Origin of the sequence: Pseudomonas sp. SWI36 (assembly GCF_002948105.1) — a bacterium.
Taxonomy (GTDB): Bacteria; Pseudomonadota; Gammaproteobacteria; order Pseudomonadales; family Pseudomonadaceae; genus Aquipseudomonas; species Aquipseudomonas alloputida.
In genome coordinates this window covers 1,655,581-1,678,019 of sequence record NZ_CP026675.1, presented here as the reverse complement: position 1 = coordinate 1,678,019, position 22,439 = coordinate 1,655,581, and the positions used below count along the sequence as shown (strand labels likewise).

Annotated in this window: 16 protein-coding genes, 1 tRNA gene and 3 pseudogenes; 17 read left to right on the top strand and 3 right to left on the bottom strand. The window is 53.2% G+C overall.

What is annotated here, in order from left to right; all coding sequences use genetic code 11:
- Positions 1–214: 214 nt before the first annotated feature.
- From C4Q27_RS08160 to C4Q27_RS08105, 10 genes and pseudogenes are all read left to right on the top strand, one after another.
- The gene (locus C4Q27_RS08160) at positions 215–625 is read left to right on the top strand and encodes a pilin (protein WP_012051131.1); all 411 of its coding nucleotides are present in this window, start codon (positions 215–217) and stop codon (positions 623–625) included.
- A gap of 71 nt (positions 626–696) precedes the next feature.
- Positions 697–772, top strand: a tRNA-Thr gene (locus C4Q27_RS08155).
- Between the two features lie 499 nt (positions 773–1,271).
- Positions 1,272–2,693, top strand: coding sequence for a group II intron reverse transcriptase/maturase (gene ltrA, locus C4Q27_RS08150; protein WP_104886724.1), 1,422 nt, complete (start codon positions 1,272–1,274; stop codon positions 2,691–2,693).
- 249 nt (positions 2,694–2,942) lie between these two features.
- Positions 2,943–4,097, top strand: coding sequence for a Fic family protein (locus C4Q27_RS08140; RefSeq protein ID WP_104886722.1), 1,155 nt, complete (start codon positions 2,943–2,945; stop codon positions 4,095–4,097).
- 548 nt (positions 4,098–4,645) lie between these two features.
- On the top strand, positions 4,646–4,966 hold the full coding sequence (locus C4Q27_RS08135) for a transposase (RefSeq protein ID WP_010954361.1): 321 nt from the start codon (positions 4,646–4,648) through the stop codon (positions 4,964–4,966).
- Positions 4,963–5,298 (top strand): IS66 family insertion sequence element accessory protein TnpB, encoded by a 336-nt coding sequence (gene tnpB, locus C4Q27_RS29740; protein ID WP_004575513.1) that lies wholly within the window; start codon positions 4,963–4,965, stop codon positions 5,296–5,298. Before C4Q27_RS08135 ends, tnpB begins: the two co-directional genes overlap by 4 nt.
- Positions 5,299–5,361: 63 nt before the next feature.
- A complete protein-coding gene (locus tag C4Q27_RS08125; protein ID WP_104886721.1) occupies positions 5,362–6,915 on the top strand; it encodes an IS66 family transposase in 1,554 nt (517 codons plus the stop codon).
- Between the two features lie 10 nt (positions 6,916–6,925).
- A complete protein-coding gene (locus C4Q27_RS08120) occupies positions 6,926–7,372 on the top strand; it encodes a GNAT family N-acetyltransferase (RefSeq protein ID WP_104886720.1) in 447 nt (148 codons plus the stop codon).
- A gap of 634 nt (positions 7,373–8,006) precedes the next feature.
- Positions 8,007–9,331, top strand: a pseudogene (ltrA, locus tag C4Q27_RS08115) (group II intron reverse transcriptase/maturase).
- A gap of 34 nt (positions 9,332–9,365) precedes the next feature.
- On the top strand, positions 9,366–9,641 hold the full coding sequence (locus C4Q27_RS08105; protein WP_104886717.1) for a hypothetical protein: 276 nt from the start codon (positions 9,366–9,368) through the stop codon (positions 9,639–9,641).
- Between the two features lie 321 nt (positions 9,642–9,962).
- On the opposite strand, the gene C4Q27_RS29295 is transcribed toward C4Q27_RS08105, so the two are convergent.
- Complete coding sequence (locus C4Q27_RS29295) at positions 9,963–10,250, bottom strand: hypothetical protein (protein WP_158666129.1); 288 nt, start codon at positions 10,248–10,250, stop codon at positions 9,963–9,965.
- An 833-nt stretch (positions 10,251–11,083) separates the two neighbouring features.
- On the opposite strand from C4Q27_RS29295, the gene C4Q27_RS29290 reads away from it, so the two are divergent.
- The 3 genes from C4Q27_RS29290 to C4Q27_RS08080 are packed head-to-tail and all read left to right on the top strand — an operon-like array spanning position 11,084 to position 14,350.
- Positions 11,084–12,283 (top strand): DUF6884 domain-containing protein, encoded by a 1,200-nt coding sequence (locus C4Q27_RS29290; RefSeq protein WP_158666128.1) that lies wholly within the window; start codon positions 11,084–11,086, stop codon positions 12,281–12,283.
- On the top strand, positions 12,283–13,884 hold the full coding sequence (locus C4Q27_RS08085; RefSeq protein ID WP_104886713.1) for an SIR2 family protein: 1,602 nt from the start codon (positions 12,283–12,285) through the stop codon (positions 13,882–13,884). The genes C4Q27_RS29290 and C4Q27_RS08085 overlap by 1 nt, the downstream gene beginning before the upstream one ends.
- On the top strand, positions 13,877–14,350 hold the full coding sequence (locus C4Q27_RS08080) for a nucleoside 2-deoxyribosyltransferase (protein WP_104886712.1): 474 nt from the start codon (positions 13,877–13,879) through the stop codon (positions 14,348–14,350). The genes C4Q27_RS08085 and C4Q27_RS08080 overlap by 8 nt, the downstream gene beginning before the upstream one ends.
- A 363-nt stretch (positions 14,351–14,713) precedes the next feature.
- On the opposite strand, the gene C4Q27_RS08075 is transcribed toward C4Q27_RS08080, so the two are convergent.
- A complete protein-coding gene (locus C4Q27_RS08075; protein ID WP_104886711.1) occupies positions 14,714–15,298 on the bottom strand; it encodes an SLATT domain-containing protein in 585 nt (194 codons plus the stop codon).
- 713 nt (positions 15,299–16,011) lie between these two features.
- Positions 16,012–18,492: a DUF4062 domain-containing protein gene (locus tag C4Q27_RS08070; protein WP_104886710.1), complete on the bottom strand. Its 2,481-nt coding sequence runs from the start codon at positions 18,490–18,492 to the stop codon at positions 16,012–16,014.
- A 510-nt stretch (positions 18,493–19,002) separates the two neighbouring features.
- Here C4Q27_RS08070 and C4Q27_RS08065 point away from each other — a divergent pair.
- The 4 genes and pseudogenes from C4Q27_RS08065 (at position 19,003) to C4Q27_RS08050 (ending at position 22,344) form a co-directional block, all read left to right on the top strand.
- Positions 19,003–20,402, top strand: a pseudogene (locus C4Q27_RS08065) (PAAR domain-containing protein).
- Positions 20,395–20,784 (top strand): hypothetical protein, encoded by a 390-nt coding sequence (locus C4Q27_RS08060; protein WP_003247529.1) that lies wholly within the window; start codon positions 20,395–20,397, stop codon positions 20,782–20,784. The pseudogene C4Q27_RS08065 and the gene C4Q27_RS08060 overlap by 8 nt, the downstream one beginning before the upstream one ends.
- Positions 20,785–21,509: 725 nt before the next feature.
- A pseudogene (locus C4Q27_RS29730) lies at positions 21,510–21,877 on the top strand (HipA domain-containing protein); the annotation flags it as partial.
- Positions 21,874–22,344, top strand: coding sequence for a helix-turn-helix domain-containing protein (locus C4Q27_RS08050; RefSeq protein ID WP_104886709.1), 471 nt, complete (start codon positions 21,874–21,876; stop codon positions 22,342–22,344). The pseudogene C4Q27_RS29730 and the gene C4Q27_RS08050, both read left to right, overlap by 4 nt.
- Positions 22,345–22,439 lie beyond the last annotated feature (95 nt).

Genomic DNA, 22,439 nt, shown 5'->3' with positions numbered 1-22,439 from the left:
AAAGGTCCTTGTTCAGCCCTGGCGACAAGCCTGGAAACAGCTTGCCGCGTCCATGCAAGGGCACGCGTCCGTGATGCTCACTAGAGTAGTTCAGCGAAGATGACGCCCGTGCGGGCAGGGGTGACAAAAGGTGTCTGTTCAGGCCTACTGCGCCGCTGCCGGTTGGGGCGCAACTGACCTCAATGTGTAAGCGAATCAAAAAGGAACTACGTTCATGAAAGGGCAACGCGGTATCACCCTGATCGAACTGATGATCGTCGTCGCGATCATCGGCATTCTGGCGACCATCGCCTTACCGATGTACACCAACCACCAGGCACGCTCCAAGGCCGCGGCCGGGTTGCTGGAGATCAGCGCGCTGAAGACGGCGATGGATCTGCGGCTGAATGATGGAAAGGATGTAGCGGATGTCGCCGCCCTGGGTGGCCAGCCGGCGACGGCGCATTGTGCGATCACGGCCAGCGGCAAGGCCGCGGATGGCAGCGGCAGCATTGTCTGCACCCTGGTGGATGCGCCGGCCAACGCGCTGGGCAAGGCCCTGACCCTGACGCGTTCGGCCAGCGGCTGGGCGTGCACGACCGACATCGAGGAAGACCTGGCGCCCAAAGGGTGCAAGGGGGCTTGAGGGCAGGGCAATAAACCAGCGGAAACAGGGGTTTGCGTTACGGGTGTGAGCAGTGGTACGTTGCGCTACACGCCGGTGTAGCTCAGTCGGTAGAGCAGCGCACTCGTAACGCGAAGGTCGCAGGTTCGATTCCTGTCTCCGGCACCAGAATCAGTTGGCCTATGGCGATTTCTCGCTACCTGGCACCAATAGAAGCCCGCCTTGTGCGGGCTTTTTTGTTGTGCGCCAGGCATGGCGCGTTGCGCGTAAGCGCAACCTGCTTGGCTGTGGTGGCCGAGCGGGTGACTTGGAGGTGAAAGTCCTCTACACACCCGGCAAGGGGAAGTGTTAGCCGGAGGCAAGGGTGTCGCGGGTGACCGCGAATCTGAAGGAAGCCCGAGGCAAAATGCTGGCCTGACGAACAGGAAGCGGATCAGGCGGCACAGCGGGGTCAGGCGGCAACAATCGCCAAAGCCCAATACTTGCACGGGGCGCTGTGACGTAAATCCGACAGGCATAAGCAGGAAGGTCGCGCGAATTACCCTGGGAGATCTGCACGTTTGCCGATGTGCTACCGAGCGTCGAGAGGCGACGGGATGAACGTGCAGAAGTCAGCCGAAGCCGTAGTAAGTGGCGGATAACCGCGCCACCAAGGGCCGAACAGGTTATGCCGCTAGTAGGCGTCACTGTCTCGTTGGTAGCCGTAATGCAGAAATTTCCTACAACGGAATCTGTCACTCCGAATCCCGGCCAGAAGCCGAGGGTGATGCCTGACAGTGCAAAGGTGCCGGCGGCGTCAGCGACGTGGACGAACGCGGAGCCGGACACGCTGATGGAGCGGGTGCTTGCACCGGCCAACCTCAGGCGTGCGTATCAACGCGTGGTTAGCAACAAGGGGGCTCCGGGTGCTGATGGCATGACGGTCGCTGACTTGGCGGGCTACGTGAGACAGTATTGGCCAACCCTCAAGGTCAGGTTACTGGCCGGTGAATACCAGCCCCAAGCAGTGCGAGCGGTTGAAATTCCCAAGCCGCAGGGCGGCACACGGCAACTGGGAATCCCCAGCGTCGTGGATCGCCTGATCCAGCAAGCACTGCAGCAGCAGCTCACACCTATCTTCGACCCACTGTTCTCGGACTACAGCTATGGTTTTCGTCCGGGCAGAAGTACGCATCAAGCCATCGAGATGGCTCGTGCTCATGTGACAGCGGGACACCGCTGGTGCGTGGAAATCGATCTGGAGAAGTTCTTCGATCGAGTCAACCACGACATCCTGATGGCCTGTATCGAGCGCCGGGTCAAAGATAAGTGCGTACTCAGGCTTATCCGCCGCTACCTTGAAGCCGGGATCATGTCGGGCGGTGTCGTCAGCCCACGGCAGGAGGGGACGCCGCAAGGCGGCCCGCTTTCGCCGTTGCTGTCGAATATCCTTCTGGATGAGCTCGACCGCGAATTGGAGCGGCGGGGTCATCGCTTCGTGCGCTACGCCGATGATGCGAACATTTATGTGCGCAGTCCTCGGGCGGGCGAACGGGTACTGGCCAGTGTCGAACGCTTCCTGAATCAACGTTTGAAACTGACGGTGAATCAGAAGAAGAGTCGAGTCGCGAGAGCCTGGAAGTGTGACTACTTGGGCTATGGGATGAGCTGGCATCAGCAGCCAAGGCTGCGGGTGGCAACGACGAGCCTGGGTCGCCTGCGCGACCGGCTCGCAGAGCTGCTACGCGGTGCACGGGGTCGCAAGATAACGAATACCATCGAGCGGATAAACCCTGTCCTGCGAGGCTGGGCGGGTTACTTCAAGCTTAGCCAGAGCAAACGGCCACTTGAGGAACTGGATGGCTGGATCAGGCACAAACTCCGCTGTGCCATCTGGCGCCAATGGAAGCAGCCCTCTACGAGGGCGCGCAACCTGATGCGTCTGGGCTTAAGCGAAGAGCGTGCCTGTAAATCGGTCTGTAACGGCCGAGGCCCGTGGTGGAACTCGGGGGCGCCACATATGAATCAGGCGCTGCCGAAGAAGCTATGGGATCGACTCGGACTGGTCTCGATACTGGATACGATCAACCGGCTTAGCCGCATAGCTTGAACCGCCGTGTACGGAACCGTACGCACGGTGGTGTGAGAGGACGGCGGGTGTGAGCCCGCCTCCTACTCGATCCCGCTTTTTTCCCCAGGGATCTGCGTGTTTTTGACTTAACGGTTCGCAGTTTTCCACTTAGGGTTGCACGTATTTTTAGATAGTGGTTAGCTGTCGATCAGGTTTTGGCCAGTGTTTACGGGGTGAGAACCGAAATTTTTCTAGATAATGATTTTCCCGTTTAGAGATAATTTTGAGATGCCCCAGTTTTCTCACCACGACCTGCAGCTATTGAACCCGTCCTTCGACTCGCCGCTGGTTGACGTTCTGGCCGAGCTCGAATTTCTGCGCAGGCTGAGGCTGGAAGGGGACACTCCACCTCAGGTGTTCTTTCAGTTGAAGTCGCTGTTCCACACGCTGGAGAGCTTGGGGTCTGCTCGAATCGAGGGCAACCACACCACACTGGCCGACTACATCGACAGCAAAGTCGAAGGGAAGGCCGAGAGCACCGATCAGTTGCTGGAAATTGCCAACATCGAAAAGGCGATGGATTACATCGAAGAGGTGATCAAGCCTGGTGCAGACCTGACAGAGCATACGATCCGAGAATTGCACGCCATGACCGTAATGGGGTTACGGCGTGAAGGCGATAAAACGCCAGGCGCCTACCGGGAAGGGGCGGTCAGGATCGCACAGGCGGAGCATCTGCCTCCAGAAGGTGTGCTGGTGCCGCAGTACATGCAGGAGTTGGTCAGCTTCATCAATCGCGACGATTCCCCTAAATACGCGCTGATGAAGGTCGCCCTGGCGCACCACCGTTTCGGTTGGATTCACCCATTCGGCAATGGCAATGGGCGGGTGGTAAGGCTGCTGACCTATGCGCTGTTGATGAAGTACGGCTTCAACGTGAACACGGGTGGTCGGGTGCTCAACCCTACTGCGGTGTTCTGCAATGACCGGGACAAGTACTACACCATGCTGGGGCTTGCCGATACTGGCACCACAGCAGGGCTGGAGGCATGGTGTACCTATGTGCTGCAGGGCATCCGCGACGAATTGGAGAAGGTGGACAAGCTCACCGACTATGGCTACCTCACGAAATGCATTCTGTTGCCGGCGGTGAGTTTTGCACGCAGTCGAGAGTGGATTACCGAGACCGAGGAACAGATTCTGGTCAGCGTCATAAAGCTGAAGGTCGTGAAATCGAGTGACATTGCTCAGGCACTCCCCGCGCTCACGGCTAACCAACGGACTTATCAGATCAAGAACCTGGTAGAGCAAGGCATGCTTCTGCCAATCAACCCAGGTTCGAGGCAATACACCATTGGTTTTTCCAACAATTATCTGGTACGTGGGGTCATCAAGGCACTGAGGGAGCAGGGGTTCATTCCAGAGCCACTCGACAGGCCTTGAATAATTGCAAGATCGGCACTAATTCAGCTTGAATTCGTCTCCTTTCGTGAACATTAAGGCCCGAATGGAAGCACGATGCTCGAGTATTCCACGCCCTGTGTGTGGGCCTTGTGTCGCGAAAGGGCCGCAAGGCGGCCCCGGCAATTCTTGCTCCACCGCTGAACTGTGCCCTGCAACACAGTTCTCTCTCCCCACGAAATCCTTTCAAGATACTGCGGAGCAGCTTTTCAAAGCATGCGCAGCCGGGCAGTCGAACAGGTATCGCTACCCGGAATATTACCCCGTACCTGTGTGAGCCAACTGTCTTGCTCAATTTCTAAAAGCTAGCGCGATCCCTGTGGGAGCGGGCAAGCCCGCGAAGGGCTGCAAAGCAGCCCCAATCAAGCCGGAAAACGTTAACTGACTGGCATTAGGGCTTGCCCGCGAACACGGGTGAAGCCCGTGCCATGCGCCGAGATACTGAACTCACCTTCCGAACTCCAGCATTAAGGGCGATGGTGTCCGCGTATTTTTAAGCGGACGCGATCACCCTTATCGCCAGGATTTCCATGCGCCAACGAAGCTCTTATCCGAAACCGTTCAAAGCCCAGGTCGTTCAGGAATGCCTGCAACCTGGCGCAACCGTGTCCAGTGTCGCCATCAACCACGGCATCAATGCCAACGTCATCCGCAAATGGCTGCCGCTCTATCGAGATCAGCCCGCAGCGGCTTCACTACCAGCTTTCGTCCCGCTAAAAGCCGCACCTAAACGGCCAGTCGAAGCGTCAGTGATCATCGAGTTGCCCGTGGCCGGGCAAGTGATCACGGTGAAATGGCCAGCCTCGGATCCCGAGGGTTGTGCGCAATTTATTCGGGCTTTCGCTCAATGATCCGCATCGATGCCATCTGGCTGGCCACCGAGCCGATGGACATGCGGGCCGGCACCGAGACGGCATTAGCCCGGGTGATTGCGGTGTTCGGTGCGGCGAAGCCGCACTGCGCTTATCTGTTCGCCAATCGCCGGGCTAACCGGATGAAAGTGCTGGTGCACGATGGCGTCGGTGTCTGGCTGGCAGCGCGTCGACTGAACCAAGGCAAGTTCCACTGGCCCGGCATTCGCCACGGCTGCGAGGTCGAACTCGACAGCGAACAACTCCAGGCGTTGGTGCTGGGCCTGCCGTGGCAGCGCGTCGGTGCAGGCGGTGTGATTAGCATGCTGTAAACGCCGGCCATTTGGCTGGTCTACTTGTCGTCGCCCCGAGCCTGCTCTGGCACAATCGGCGGCATGACTTTCTCGCCCAACCTCGACCAGATGACCCCGGAACAGCTTCGTGCCTTGGCGGCACAGGCGGTGCAATTGCAATCCCAGGTCGAGGCGATGAGCAGGAAGATTCAGAACGATGAAATCCTCATCGAACAGTTCAAGTTCGAAATCGCCCTGCTCAAACGGCACAAGTTTGCCAAGCGCAGCGAGCAAATCAGCCCGGCGCAAAGCAGCTTGCTGGATGACCTGCTCGACACAGACCTTGAAGCTATCGAGGCCGAGCTAAAACAGCTTCTCCCAGATGCGCCACAGGCCGAACCACGGCAATCCCCGAAACGTGCGCCATTGCCACCGCAGTTTCCACGCACGGTGATTCGTCACGAACCCGAAAACACCCAGTGCGCCTGTGGCTGCCAACTTCAACGCATCGGCGAAGACGTCAGCGAGAAGCTGGATTACTCGCCGGGCGTGTTTACTGTCGAGCAACATGTGCGTGGTAAATGGGCCTGCCGTCAGTGCGAAACCCTGATTCAGGCGCCGGTGCCAGCCCAGGTTATCGACAAAGGTATCCCGACCGCAGGTTTGTTGGCCCACGTGATGGTGGCCAAGTTTGCCGATCACTTGCCGCTGTACCGGCAGGAGAAGATTTTTGGCCGCGCCGGGCTGGCGATTGCTCGCTCGACCTTGGCGCAGTGGGTTGGACAAACCGGCGTGCGACTCCAGCCGCTGGTCGATGCGTTGCGTGAAGCTGTGCTGAAACAGGGCGTGATCCACGCCGACGAGACACCGGTACAGATGCTTGCGCCCGGCGAGAAGAAAACCCACCGGGCCTATGTCTGGGCCTACAGCACGACGCCGTTTTCGGCGCTTAAAGCGGTTGTTTACGACTTCAGCCCAAGCCGTGCTGGCGAACATGCACGCAACTTCCTGGGCGACTGGAACGGCAAGCTGGTCTGCGACGACTTCGCTGGCTACAAAGCCGGGTTTGAGCAAGGCATCACTGAAATCGGCTGCATGGCCCACGCCCGTCGCAAGTTCTTTGATCTGCACGTGGCGAATAAAAGCCAGCTGGCTGAACAGGCCCTGCACTCGATCAGCGGCTTGTACGAGGTCGAACGCCAAGCGCGGGACATGAGCGATGAAGACCGCTGGCGAATACGCCAGGAAATGGCGGTGCCGATCATCAAAACACTGCATGACTGGATGCTGGCCCAGCGAGACCTGGTGCCCAATGGATCAGCCACGGCCAAAGCCCTCGATTACAGCCTGAAACGCTGGGTAGCGCTGACGCGCTACCTGGACGATGGGGCTGTGCCCATCGACAACAACCAGGTCGAGAACCAGATACGGCCATGGGCGCTTGGCCGCTCGAACTGGTTGTTTGCCGGGTCGCTGCGCAGCGGCAAGCGGGCGGCTGCAATCATGAGCCTGATCCAATCGGCGCGCATGAATGGGCATGATCCGTATGCCTATCTCAAGGATGTGCTGATGCGGCTGCCGACTCAGCGGGCCAGTGAAATTGAGCACCTGCTGCCGCATCAGTGGGCTGGAGCTTGGCAGTATAAAAGTCGTTAAGGAAAGCAATATGATCCGGCTAGCCGACGCAAGTGATGAGCCCGATATTAGAAATTGCGCTAAACAAGCCTACGCTCGTTATGTGCCACTAATCGGGCGTAAGCCAGCCCCAATGATCGCCGATTTCGTCGCGCAGATAGCGGCAGGAGTGGTCTATGTTGCGACGGACGGCCAGAACGGGTTTCAAGGCTTTATTGTGTTTTATGTCAAGGATGGGTATTTCCTGTTGGAAAATGTGGCAGTCCTTCCGAGCGCAGCCGGATGTGGGGTTGGAAAGAGGCTCATTAGCTTTTGTGAAAATGCCGCCCGACAGCGTGGTGTGAACTCCGTTTGTCTATATACCAATGCAAAGATGACAGACAACCTCTCGATATATCCCAAGCTTGGTTATGTGAAAGTAGCGGAGCGGACGGAGGATGGCTTCAATCGCGTTTACTTCAAAAAAGACCTTACTTAACCGGACGCGGCCTCAACAGGCTGGCCCAAGATGACGATTCTGCATGAGGTGGATTGGCCGGACGCTTAGTGCGCCAGTTAAAGCTGGCGGAGGATAGTCGATGAAAGTTCGATACTGGTAAGAAATGGCGAATCAACCAGACCCCGAGTCATGCACGTTGCACCGCGAGGTGCAGGGTGAAGCGTTGACAGGGGAAACCGATGGGCCAGCCATTGAGCCGCGTAATCAGGAATCCGGGATGCCGATGCTGTTAAGCGAAGCAGAAGGCAATACGGAGCATGGTGTTATACGCCAGTCATGCTCTGATCCCGCGCGGTCGGAGACCCTGTGCACGTCGGGAAGTCCTTCGCACGGAAACTGGGAGATCTCAGCGGCGCCCGGTGCGCAAGCACCGGGCGGAGCAGGAAAGGCCAAAAGCCGTAACCCTGCTGTCTACGCCGCCGAGAAGTCGGATACGTCCGTAGTACCTGAGAAGCCATCGAACAAAGGGCCTGGCCCTTCGGAGATAGTGGAGGAAAGGGACGTAGCCAAGGGAAACACCAACAAGCCTCCCGCGCCCCGGACACTGAGCCGGATCAGTTGCGCGTCGATGGGACTTGAAGGTGTACGTGAAGCAGCCCGAAGGAACAAGGGCATGCAGTTCACGGCTTTGCTGCACCACATCACACCGCAGTTACTGGCGCAGAGTTTCTATGCCCTGCGCCGCGATGCAGCGGTAGGCGTAGACGGCATGTCGTGGCGGGAATACGAGGAAGGTCTTCTCCAGCGGGTAACTGATTTGCACGCAAGGCTCCACGGTGGAGCCTATCGAGCAACGCCATCGCGGCGGGTCTACATTCCCAAAGCCGATGGCAGGCAACGCCCGTTGGGCATTGCCTCTCTGGAGGACAAGATCGTACAGCAGGCAGTCGTTACCGTTCTGAATGCGATCTATGAAGAGGACTTTCTGGGATTCTCGTATGGGTTTCGGCCGGGACGTAGCCAGCACGATGCGCTGGATGCGTTAACGGTCGCGCTGAAGGGCCAGAAGGTGAACTGGATATTGGATGCGGATATCACGTCGTTCTTTGATGAGATCGACCATGAATGGATGCTGATGTTTCTGGGACACCGGATTGCAGATCGGCGCCTGCTCGGGCTTATCTGCAAATGGCTTAAGGCGGGAGTTTTGGAGGATGGCCGTAGGGTGGCTGCGACCAAGGGGACGCCCCAAAGCGCAGTGATATCGCCGTTGCTGGCGAATATCTATCTTCACTACGTGCTGGATCTGTGGGCAAGGCAGTGGCGCCAGCGCCACGCCCGTGGCGATGTGATCGTTGTGCGCTACGCGGACGACAGTGTGGTGGGTTTCAGGACACAATGGCAGGCTCAGCAGTTTCTGGTGCAGTTGCAGGAGCGCTTGGCCAGGTTCGGTTTATCCCTCAACGCCCCGAAGACACGGCTAGTTGAGTTTGGTCGTTTTGCTGCGAGAAATCGTAGGAAGCGAGGGTTAGGAAAACCGGAGACATTTGACTTCCTGGGCTTCACACACTGTTGTAGTACCAATAGAAGCGGTGGGTTTCAAATACTGCGCCTGACGGTCAAGAAGCGAATGCGTGCGACATTACAATCCATTCGGGTCGCTCTAAATCGCCGCCGACATGAGCCTGTTCAAGTCGTAGGCCGATGGCTTGGCAGTGTTGTTGGGGGATACTTCAACTATCACGCCGTGCCAGGAAACCTGTTACGTCTTGATGGTTTTCGAGTTGCGGTCTGCCGCTTATGGCGGCAAGCCCTCAAACGACGTAGCCAGAGGAACAGGCTTCAGTGGTCGCGATATGGACGCCTTGCCGACCTCTATATACCAAGGCCCAGAACCGTTCATCCTTACCCAGAGGAACGCTTCGCGTCACGTACCTGAGGCAGGAGCCGTATGCGGTAGTTCCGCACGTACGGATCTGTGCGGGGGGTGGCAGGTAACTGCCATCCTTACCGCGACCATTGGAGGGCACTCATGAGTAAGCCATTCGACATGGAGCTGTTCCTCGCTGGGGTGCTGACCGGGTCACACTCAACCCGGCAACGCCATTTGCAGCAAGCGAGGATTATCCAAGCTGAAATCGCAGAGCGATGGCAGCGGGAGACACCTTGGGCTTGGCAGAGAAAGCATGTTGTTTGGTTCCTTGAGCACCGTATGCGTCAACATGGCGATGCTACGCGGTATTACTACCTGCTAACGATCCGCCTGCTCGCTCTACGTCTAAAAAAGGCGTGGGTATTCAATCTTTGATTCGGATCTGCTCATATGAATCACTAACAACAGCCACCGGCATCAGGCCACCTACCATTCACCGATGCCCCAATAATGCTTCACCGCTACATCGGAGGCCTTAGAACCCGTGATAACTGCAGTTTAACAGTGTATTTATACCGCCCCGTTACAAGGTGTATCTTTTCATCTCTGATAGCAATTAAATTGCTCAACGTAACGCGCCGCATTTTTTGTAAGACCACATGCGACTATCAGAACACCATCCCAACCGGAGCGCGTTAGACTTGCGCAAATTTCTCGCGCGGCACCTAAACCCATTAATTGCTTATAAGCCTTGACCTAAATTAATATCGGGGGATTTACACCTTGTATGACAAAGTCGTACCCAGGATTTGGAAAAGCGCTTTGAGCAAACTCTACATCAAGCTCTTTTAAGATCTCGGCAATCAAAGTCTTGTATTTTTTTTTGGCTTCGATATATGGTTCGACGACTCTATCGTTATTGAAAACTTCCTCGCAGGCGAGATCGACTTCAATTTCTCGATCCACTAAAATTTTACGCATTAAACTTTTAAGTCCAAGCGCAGCAGCCAAGGAGACTAATAGAGAAAGCAAATATGAAGCCACTATATGCCGGTTAAACCGCAGGAGGCCGGACTGATTCTACAGGCGACCGAGATATCATTGCATTGACCGTAGAAACTAGCTGTTACCGCTTATCTAACGGTATGAATTTATTACTTACGAACCTGTCTTGCACCTCTAGCAACAAGTCTTGGGCTGTGTATGGGTATTTAAATCCTAGCTTTATTTCACGCGGTTTGATAAGAGCTTCAACATCGACAAGCTCAAGCTTTGTTATAAAGCAAATCTCTTGAATATCAGAAGCCAAGCATTCGCGCGCAGCACTTAATTTGCCATCAGATATATCCTTTACATAGTCCGGGATATATACGATAGCAAAATAGAACGTGCCCACCACCCAATCGCACTAAAAAGAGTCTATCCATTTTTTATCACCCAAGAAATCCAAGCCCTAAGTATATTGCTCTTTACCCTGCCCTTATATGTCCCCGCAATTATTCGCCAATCTGAATCTCCGCGCTCGACACAGTTCGCTATATAGGTCCGTACCGAAAGAAACTTTTGAGACCTTCCAGCTATGCTGAGATCGAGCGTCAGTACCTTTCGTAATCTAGATCATATGCATGACGCAAGCGCTGATCCACCGCGTGCCTGACATTTTCTAGGCCTGCGCCTGATGGCGGCTAAGAGAATCCAAAGTCCTCGGCATTCGCCAAAAATTTCATGCCATACGCAGGTGGTGATCGCCGGGCGGGGGCGATCAAGGCGATTGAAGGAGCTTCAGGCCATAGCGTCGCCTGAGCGATGGCTACCCATAGAAACGAAAAGCGTAATCCGCTAAGATTCTCGAAAGCCAAGCCCACAGCGTGATAGAAATGAAATTCGATGAAGCCATCCAGGGTGATCTCTTTGCGCTTCCAACCTTTGAGCCACTTGCCCCGCTTTTGATCAGCGGCGAGAAGCCTCCGATCTTTGTGATCGGTTGCGGTCGACACAAAAGGAAAAGTCCAACACCTGCTAAGGACTTATATACCTCCGACAGGTTTAAACGCTCAAAATCAATTGCGAAAAATATTGGATCTAGCTTCTTCGTTCTTTCAGCGAAACATGGGCTTCTGCAACCAAATCAGCTTGTCGAACCATATGATGTAGATATCGGTACTCTGGATCCCGATACAAAAAAACAGTGGGCGACCGAGGTTCTGCAGGCGTTATCTGAACTTAACAATGGCGCAAAGGTAATATTGCTAGCAGAAAGCAATTATGCACATCCTTTACTGCTGCTAGCATCAGAGCTTCAGTGCAACATAGAAATAATATGTCCTTTTATTAATTTAAATCTTGAGCACATACCAATCTGGCTAGAACAGGCTGAACGTGTAAGCGCCCGCATAAAAGATCTGAAAAAACTTTACGCCTACATCGATACTGCTAGAGAAAGTGGACTTACTTTCAGTTTTGCAGAGCTTTCCGGTAATAAACTTCCAAAGCGTGGCGTCTATGTCTTCTTGGACCCTCGAGAACAGAATTTTTTGAATGCGGGACCAAGAATTGTAAGAGTCGGAACCCACGCTGTAAGCTCCGAATCTAAATCCACACTAAGAACTCGATTGCGAAGTCACTTTGGACAGATCGATGGTGGCGGTAATCACCGGGGCTCTATTTTTCGCCTCCATGTCGGCAGAGCTCTTCTGGAGTCTCAGAAGCTTGGGCACAAATATTCAACCTGGGGTGATGGACAGCACGCATCCGGTGAAATAAGAGAGAAAGAGATTGAGCTTGAAAAAGAGGTGAGTGGTTACCTAAGCAATCTTGAAGTATTCATTATTCCGATTGATGACGAGCCTTCAAAAGATAGCTTGAGAGCCCATGTCGAGACTCAGCTCATAGCACTTTGCACTGAAGATTTTGAAAAAATTGACGAAACTGCTATGGATTGGCTAGGCAAATCTTCTCCTATGCTCCCCATAGTCAAATCAGGACTATGGAATCTACGCGACGTGTCAAAAAAATATAACCCCAATGACTTAGGGTCAGTTGATCATATAATATCAATGCAGGAGCAAGATTTATAATGGATGGCTTGGTTTCTGCGACGCTTCGCCAACCTGCGTTGCCGCGATTCATGTGTCACCTCTATCAACGACTGCAGCAACAGAGATTAAATCTGGTTACAGGAGCTGGCATTTCAATCGACGCTGGAGTTCCTAACTGGTTCGAGCTATTGAGGCGACTCGCTCAGACTCCGTCAGCATTGGCTGGTGATTATGAAGCCCACAAGACGGCAGGGTTGACGCCTGAGTATCTTGGTCAAATCATTTATAATCGGCGTCGAAACCCTGAAGAGGACAAATATAACGCCTCCGAAGAGGCGACGATGAACCACGACTGGGCGGCATCTATACACGAAGCCATTTATAAAGATGTTCCTAACAATGTAGCTGACTTAATTACAAAACATCCTTATCTGTCGCAGCTGAAAGAGCTAGCCAAGAAGATTCCCTTTGTAATTAATTTTAACTTTGACGATATTTTAGCACAGGCAATTAGCTATAATCCGACCAAAGATGCTCAGGGTCGATCATTTTCCGTCGAATGGCGTCCCGCCTTATTGGATCGACCGAATCACACTACGATATATCACGTTAATGGATTGTTACCTCAGGTTTCACTAAAAAAAAGAAGCCCTAAACTAATCTTCACTGAAGATTCGTTTGCTGATGCCATGGCCCGAGCACCTGGTGTTAGTGCAGAGTATATTTTTATGCGCTTCGTTCAAAATACCATGTTGATCGTAGGTCATTCATTAGCAGATGCCTCGTTAAAAAATTATTTAAGGCTTAATCGGGATAAAAGCCCAGCAAACCATCACTATATGATCCATTGGATTGAGACTGAATCCTCTTTAAGCCCGGAACGGCAATCTGACATATTCAATGCCAATCTTGACCTGTATAACGTGTTTACTATCTTTTTAACTTCGGCTGAAATGAGTTCATTTTTCTCTACGTTAAACTTGGGCAATCGCGACTTTGCAGACAAGCTTGAGGGGGTGGGTCAAGATCGGCGCTCACGTTGGCACTATTATATAGTTGGTCCTGTAGCAGCCGGAAAGTCATCATTATTAGAGCATCTTCGTTGTTTTGATACTCACGAAGAGTGGACCCGGCAGCCACCCTCCGAGATGTATCGCTCATTTAAGACTCTGAGCAAAGACGAAGTTGAAAAAGTAGATAAATTTATTTATGGCGAGCTTAAAGAGAAAAACTCCAGGATGCATATTGCAGGAATCGGGTTTCACTTTATGGATCGAGGTCCTCTCGATTTATACGCTTTCTCGCAAAATAAAGAAGAAAACAAGAATAAGACTGCTGCCATGAAAGATATTATTACCCGTCAGCGAGCATGGCAGGATGGTGAAATTATTTTCCTGGAAGCAAAAGGCATCACATTAGTTTCAAGAAACTACTCTCGAGGACGCTCACCTGAACAAGCCGGAGAGGAAAGTTATCTTGATACTCAAACCATCGCACTCAAAGAAATATACAAACCAACTTTCATCTTGAACACTGAAGATCAAACTCCTGGGCAGATCGCAAAGCGCGTAGTTCGGAAGGTTCTCCTTAGAGATTATAATCCGACGAATTTGACAGAGGTGATGGAAAGGCATGCCTAAACTCTATAAGGTATCGCGCAAACCACGCGCATATTTCGCCGCCTCTCTTTTCAATGATATGGAGAGAAACTTCAACGCCAATGTTGAGGCGTTGCTTGCGCCATTTGTCGACGTTTTTCTTCCTCAGCGAGATGGCGGGTTGCTTAGACAGCTTGTAGCTGATGGCATGGCATTAAGTACAGCGAAACAGTATGTTTTCAAAAAAGACGTCGAAGCTATCTCTCAATCAGACATCGTTATCGCCGTACTTGACGGGAGAACGGTTGATGAAGGGGTAGCATTCGAGCTTGGCTACGGCTACGCGCTTGGGAAGTTATGCATAGGGCTTAAAACGGACGATCGTGCATTGCTAACTATTGGAGACAATCCAATGATTACGGAAAGTTGCCATCGCATTCTAAACTCTGTGGATGAGCTTCTAGATGCAGTACGTCTACCTCTGGATATTTTCTCGACTATTGAGTAGTTTAGATATTATATACAGATCTTTCATGGCGCTGGCCAGCTGCTAAATTGAGAAAGTTCTATACTGCCTAATGTCATTACCTTGGTGGGGGTGGGTTATTGAGTAAATGGGCGCGATTTGAAATTATTCCTAGCCCATTTACTGGCTTTTCGTACAGAGCCTGCAGAGAACTTAAGAGCCTGCCGATCACGAACTAGGCCGCATTCGCTGTGGCCTGAGAACCAAAAGCCATATGCTATGCGGCACTTATGGGACACCGTTACGTTGCCTCCTCTCTGTCGATAATGCCCAAGGTTATGTATTGGTAGTGCTAAATAATTTTTAATGCAAATTTTTAGTGTATTGGAATGTACTGTGTTGTAGTTAAGTTGCCGCTTGTGTGCTGCTTGCTACAATGAAAAATAGTGCAGAAACTATCAGTGCGATGAGTACGTGAAATGTTAATTGTAATTTACTTTCATTGTGTGGGGTTAATAGCGAGTCCTTTGCCAGTGTATTCCATTCCGTGATGATTTCGACTGACTGTTTTGTGATTTCATTGTTGTCAATAACTCCGGAGCTAACCTTTAGCTCAAGTAGCTCTATTAATCGAGCTAAGTTTGCATATCGAGCGCCGGAAGATCGATGAATTTCAGCTCTTTCACCATACCTTGCTTGAGTAACTATTCCGGAAATTACTGCTGAAATACATCCCGTAAGAACTAATATATGTTGTTTGGTTATGCTCCAAAAAATAATTGATTTAGTGTCAATTGGGAAGAATGAAAATACTGTGACGAAGACCGTCGCATATATAAGTATGTATCCAAGGGTCTGTGAGCGATAAAATAGGGTTTCAGCTCTTTTGTAATGTCCATCACGAGCATTTTTACAGCGATCTAACCAGTCACCGAGTACTTTTATGGAGTTAATTTCTGCAAGTTTGTGATGGGTGTCTAATTCTTTCATTGCAATCCTATTTGCAGGTTTTTATCGAGTCTGATTTTATTTCTGTATTGGTTTTTTGTCTATTGCTTTGGGTGAGGTTTTAAGTGCCGCAACCTAAATTTTCATCTAGCAGACAACAATTTAAATTTTCTTAAATCTTAATCTGGCTAGCGATCGTCTTGTTGTGCAGTGAATCGTGTGATGGGAATTCACAACCTTCGGTCAATGTAGTTCAAAGGATGAGCTACCATCGGTTTTTGCATGATAACCAATGGGAGCGGATAAGGTCTATGATCGACGCATCACTGCACACGATAGCTGAGAGATCACCGATAGACCGTGGATCGCAGCCCGAGACGTTCGGGTACGTTTCACGATGCTACCCCGGAGCGCAGTGCCCGCAGTGCACTGTTGAGCATTTGGATCATCGGTTCTCGGGCGTCGTTTCTCGAACGGCCAGAGTTGCGTTGGTCTTGCGGTTGCAGACACCGGCTTGATGTTTCAAGTTTAACAGCTGTTCCCTTTTGGTATCTATGGGGCCATAGTCTCGGAAACGGCAAAGTAAAATGCGACCAATGCGACCAATGCGACCAATGCGACCAATGCGACCAATGGGACCGGTAGAGGCTGAACTGAAGCAGCGTTGCTGGCTTCAATGCTGAGCTGACGCGAGTGCTGATGGTTTGACATCTTTGACGTTAAAACAGGGCGCAACTCATTGCGCCCTTCGCGTGCTACGCATCCATCACCTTCTTGGCTGCACGCAGCATTCTGTCTCTGGGGACGGATATGCCGAAGTCGAACCAATGTACGACGTTGTAATAAAACTGATCGGCAGCCATGTATTTGTCAAGAAACACCTTTGCCTGGCGGCGAGAAAAGGCACGGACATACTTGAGCGAGGCTAGCTTCCGCACGTCCTCAAACTCTGACTGTATAAGCGAAACGATGACGGCTTCGGCCAGTCCAAGAAAGGCTTTATCGGGTATCAATGGAATGATGCGCGCAATGAGGTATCCGGGCATCGTGATGGCCAGCAGGTCATTGAGCCGATGCTTGCCGAGCGCATATAGCGTACACGCCACATCCTCACGCTTGGTACTGCTTTCAATCGAAAGCAGCGATGCATACGTACTACCGTGCTCGGGCCGGTCGAGCGATGCAATCACCAAGGGAATGTCGCACCATTGACCGAACTTCCCGAGATGCTTAAGGTCTGCAGCTGAGTAGCTGACACTACCACTTGCAAGCATTGAGCGAACTAGCGGAAGGTCGGCCGCGTCGAGTCGGTTACAGATAATATCCAAGCCTTCGCGAGTAAACTTGCGGCGCAGGTACTCCCCAATTGAGCGAGTTTTCTCGACAAGGTCAGTCAACGGCCCATACCGTTTAGCCACTTCCTCCAACAACGACTCAAAACGATCTACAAATTGATTAGCAACTGCCTTACGTAAGTTATCGCCATGCAGCCTGAAGTTACGACGGATCAGCGCGAAATAAGCATTTTGGTCGAAGATCGCTAATCGGTCCTCTTCTTCGAGCTGCGCGTCTGTAAAGCGATCAAAGAGCTGCTGGGTGTAACGATCTAAGACTGCCTCACCTTCCGTATCGGCATGAGTCATGGCGGACAATAATCCCATGGGAGCTTGGCTCTTACGCACAAGGACCGCTTTCGCTTGATCAACGGAATAGCTACGGCCGTCAGTGATGAGTGCTTGCAGCGCTTCATAGCGCACCTCGGCATTGCTGTCGTTTAGCAACGGTTCGGCGACGCTTGCGCCGAGCGCCCGCCGCTTGTGCAACAACTTGACCACGGTGATTCTGACCAGAACATTGCGATGACTGAGTCCACGCAGCAAGGCTTCAACGTCAAACTCGGCATCGTGGCTGAACAGTTCGTCGAGAAGATCCTGCTTCACCGTGGTGGGCTGCAAGCTGTAGAGAGTCTCCAAGGCTTTTCGGCGATCGTCACGTAGCAATATGCGGATGATGGCGTTGGCTGCCGCGCTGGTCGTCTGTGTCTCGTTCCGGGCAAACTCTTCATGGATGGTGGGCAGGTCTGACGGTTGACCACATTCGCTCAGATAATCCAAGGCGGAGACACGCACTGCAGTTTCGGACGTGTCGGCAAACCACAGCGAAACGATCTCGTTGCGGCCAACGAGCTCTTCCTCGACGATAGGTAGTGCGATCAGGCGCATGGCTTTCAGCGCGCCGACGCGCCTTTCGGTCGAGCCGACCAAAGAGCAGACGGGCAGTCTGTTGTTCTTGAAGCCGTCGACTGCTGCAACCCAGTGCCAGAGCGGAACGTTCTCGTGTTCGAGGTGTTCCAAGCCATCGTCACGTAGCCCGTTGAGTTCTCGCCGACCGAACTCAAAATTCGTCCTCGCCTTGTAGAGAAGGTTCGCGTCATGCGGTCCCAGTGATTGTTGATCGTTACCGTGGACGGCCGCTATCATGGAAAGCAATCTGACCCGCGCCACGTCGATGGCAGTCAGGGGATGCTCATCAGTCGCCTTCTCGGCCTTGCTTAAGAAGTTTCGCAGGAATCTTGCCCCTTCTACTGACAGTGGAGTCGTTGGCCCTGGCTCGGATGTCGGGGTGGCATGTGTGCCGGGAGAAGGTGCTTGATCTTTCTCGGACTCTGACTCTTTGTCCTTGTTGGCAAGTGAGATGACGTATCCCTGAATGCACTTGCGGAACTTGCCCTCGAAGTCCCGCACGTCCGTGAAAGTGCCGGCCAACAGTTTCTTCTCGGCGAAGACCTGTTCTTTGAACGCGATGACCTTCTTGAGGTGATCCCCTGGATCGGCGAGAGACGCGGCGTCAAGATCCTTGAGCAGGAGATTGATTTCAGGTCGGCCTTCCTTCGCATTTCGAGTCATCGACCGGTTGAATTCTTCCTCGAAACCAGAAGTGTAGGGTTCCGTTCCTGGCGGCGTGCCCCAACGCTTCCAAAGCATGCCAATGAAGAGGTCGCATCCATCAAGATCGCGATTAATGATCGCTTGCGGCCGGCCGACGCCGGGTAGCGTGTCTTCCCAGCCGACCAGTTCGAGTTGATATCCGAGCGCGTCCGCTAGCTGGCTATTGAAATCGTCAACGATGGTTTTGGCGACCTTACGCTCTTCAGCTACATCGCCTGGAGAGGCAAGAAATACTTTGATGAACCGTCTTGTGCCTGCCATTTTCCACTGAACCTGTTCCATGCCCATGATGAATCGTACCTAATTCTACGGATACAAATCACCGGCTGCAGTTGGCCGATTGCTGCCGTTCGCAAGAGGCCGCAATGGGTCGTTTTCTGCCGTCAGCCACTTAGCTTATGAAGCGCGGGCGTAGCTCTTGTTGGAGCCCAAGAATTTCCGATTCGATTCCACTGAAAGCCATAACTAGCTGATTTTTATAGATACCCTATGAGGTACATCAAAAAATCCACAAAATTCCAGCCCCGCGAAAACCGGGCCCTCCCGACCAACAACCGTCCGTCTGTCTCCGCACCAGAATCAGTTGGCCTATGGCGATTTCTCGCTACAAGGTACCAATAGAAGCCCGCCTTGTGCGGGCTTTTTTGTTCCCGCTGTCCCGTTCTCAAACCGCTAGGTCGTGCCTAGTCCTAAATCCGCGTTGCTTGTAGGAATCGTCTCGTTAGCTGCTCGAGGCCTCATTTGCCCCTTCTTAGCTGTTAGGTTCTTTCGCTCCTACAGTTCGCAAGGGACTCTGAAATGCGCGTCAGTCTGGATGGGCTTGGCCAAGCAGTAGACGGTGATGTGACCACCACAGGTGCGATTTGCATCGCCACCGGGGAAGGTTACCTCGACGAGGGACGAATGGTCCTGAGGATGGGGGATCCCACCACACCTTGTCCACTTTGCGGGCTGGAAGGAAAGGTCGTCGAAGGGGTGTGGCACTTCGTCTCGGATGGCCAGCCAGTCGCGATGGATGGCGCGTTAGTTGATTGCGGTTGCCCAGAGGGTAGCAACCGGGTGGTGGCGCCTTTAGGGGAAATGCCCCCGCCGCGGCTGCCGGTTGCCGTACGCACTAGCCTCAAACCCGCTGGCCCTGGGAGCTCTAGCGCTTTGGCAGGGGCTTCGCCCGCCATGGTTGGCGGGTTGCCTGGGCAGATGCAGCCGGGATTCTATGTGGTGCCCCGGAGCATGTCGTTCCCGCAGATTCTGTTGGAGCTGGCTAGCCATGATTCGACCTTGCCCATTTCGTACCTGCAACGCCTGAACCCGACTTTCGAGCAGGGGTTCAAGGCAGGGGAAATCTTCGTCATCGGCGATCCGGATAACGGTTATGCCTGCACCCAGGAGGAGGGCCAACTCATGGCGGCCGCCGAGCGCGCGCGACGTTCCTTGGCTGTACTCGATTTTGCCGAGTCAGATTTCATGATGGAGTATCAGGCTGAAATTGCCGGACTGCTTAGTGACGCCAGTCTCTCCATGGGGGTGGGTAAGGACATGATGGACCACGGCCTCCGGCAGCTTCGCAGCACACTTGGCAACATCGAGCGTTTGCATCAGCAAGAATTTCTGCGCCATGGCCATCTGAATAGTCCATCGTTCTTCGCCGAGCGACGGCTGTTATTGGAGCAGCTAGATGGTCAGCTGAAGGCGACCTTTCTGAATAAACATCTGAATCTAGGGGCCTACGAGCGGCTGAAGAAAAGCTTGAATATCTCGACCAAGAGCCTTGTGCATCATTGGTCGAAAGCCGGCGGGCCAGGGCAGATTCCTGGGTACGCCACATACTTGGACAAAGTGGCGAAGCTTAGTAAGTACCTTCGGTATGGTGGGCATGTCGGAATTGGCTTAGGTGGTACATCTTCCTATCTGAAAGTCCAAGAGGCCTGCCGTGCAGGGGAAACCGAAGGCTGCAAAAAAATTCGTTTGTCTGAGGCCGGTGCTTTCGCTGGGGGCTGGCGGGAGGGATCGTGGGTGGCAAGATTGCTGGGATCACTGCGCTCGCTGTATGTGGGGTGTTCTCTGCTGGTACCGCGGGTTTCGGGGCGCCGGTATGTGGCATTGCGCTGGTCGGGGGAGGGGCTTTTGCTGGGAGCATCGCCGGTGCGGAGGGCGGTGAGCAAATGGGCGAGCTGATCTACGAATCACATTATGACTGAGTTCGAGAGTTGGCCCGTGTGGCTGAAGTGGATAATGCTGGCGTGTCCGTTCGTGATTGCGTTGGCCGGTTGTGCGGTCAGTGCATTCATCGCGGGTACAAGAAATTTCACTGTTGCAACCTCGGCTATCCAAAGTCATCCCGGCCTGGAGCAAATGAAACTGTTTTTGGGCACGCGGCGCTTTGGCGCTCGGTGGCTGCTGATAACGTTTCTTTGTGGAATACTCATTTGGCCTGGCGTACATATGCGCCGAGGGCATCTGGACATCGAAGAACTAGAAAACTTCCCTGCGAAACTTAAGTTGGCTCTACAGGTATCCACGTGGCTGACGGCCTTTGGCTTCGCTTGGATGTGGGTGACCTATGGATTCATCAAGGCGTGAACGTTGATGCCACGGCGGTCGTAGCTCTCACTGGATCCTTCGCAAGTCCCGATTCGATTCCACTGAAAGCCATAAATAGCTGATTTTTTGATAGATACCCTATGAGGTACGTCTATAAATCCACCAAATTCCAGCCCCGTGAAAACCGGGCCCTGACGCCCAACAACCGTCCGTCTGTCTCCGCACCAGACAATTTGGCCGATGGTGATTTTTGCTATCGGGCCATCAATGTAAGCCAGCCTAATGCGGGCTTTCTTATGCCTGTCTTTTCTCATCAGGCCTGCAAACCTCGGACTTAGCCGTTCCCCCCCCTGTAGGAGCGGGTTTACCCGCGAACACGGGCGAAGCCCGTGCCATCCACCACCTACCCAACGCAATAAAACATAGTCCTATAACCCAAAGACCGAGTCACATGCAGTTCCTGCTTCCCAGACGCAGCAACGACCTCTAGCACCCACCGGCGCGCTGTGAATGCATAATCGGTAGTGTGGTGCCGGTTTTGCCCGTGCTTAAGCTTTTAATCGGCAAAATATTGCCGATTCCAGTCGTGCGCACTAGTTTAATCGGCATTCAAATGCTGATTAATGGTGTCGCGATGCCGCTCAGACTCACGATCCGGGCTTCTCCGATGGTGCATGGCGCGAGGTAGCGACACTCTCGGTTGAGAACCCTGAGCGTGTTGCTGATGGAAGCTGCCTTGTCGCCTACGACGACTACATCATCTCGATCTGCTGAACCGCATTCTAGGGAACACCGATAACCACGGCCGCAACACCTGCATCATGCGTGTGGGTGGGAGGTTTCGTTTGGCGCCAATCTATGACCTCGCGTCAATGATCCAGGATGAAGAGGGCATCACACGGACGACGAAGTGGGCGGCAGAGCGCAAGGGGTCTTCCAATTGGCGCGACAACTGCGCTGAGCTTGTTGGTTACACTGATCCCGATGTTCTGCTGCAACGGTTGATGCATGCGGCGGAGGCATTCAGGGCGTTGCCGATCTGCTGACCGATGCGCCTGAATCGATGCGCAATGCAGCCTCTCTACCCGTGAATAACCTGGATAAACGACTCGTGGAGTGGGGACTGCGATGAAAAAACTACAGCCTGAAGAGCGCGCTCAGCTCGTAGAGGATATCGTCAAGCGCAACGCGGCAGGGTTCGATCCAATTGGGACATCCATCCGCCGTCTGCGGCTCGAAGTCACAGGGCTTGATCAAAAGACCTTCGCGGCCATGTGCAAGATGTCCACGAAAAGCCTGTACGAACTGGAAAGCGGGAAGTCGAATCCGAAGCTCAGCACTTTGGAGGGCGTGCTGCGTCTCTTTGGTGTGCGGATGGGGATGGTGATGACTGCCAAAGATAAGCCCACTGCAACGCTCGTCGGCAACACTGTCGGCCAGTTGAAGGTTGGTGGGGCAATCGCGGTGGGCGCGTCGCTGGCCAGTTCCTGCGTGGTGGCCGGACCGAAACGAGGGAAAAGCCCTCCGGCAGCCAAAGCGAAGAAGGCAGTGTCGAGGCCGGCATCGTCACGGGCACGGAAAAGCAGTCAGGAACAGTGAGATTGATGTGGTATGCAAATAAAGTCTCATACCATTTTTCTCTAACTCATTGGTTGCGGCATTAAGTCTGGTTCAGTTACACCACTTCCCGGGAG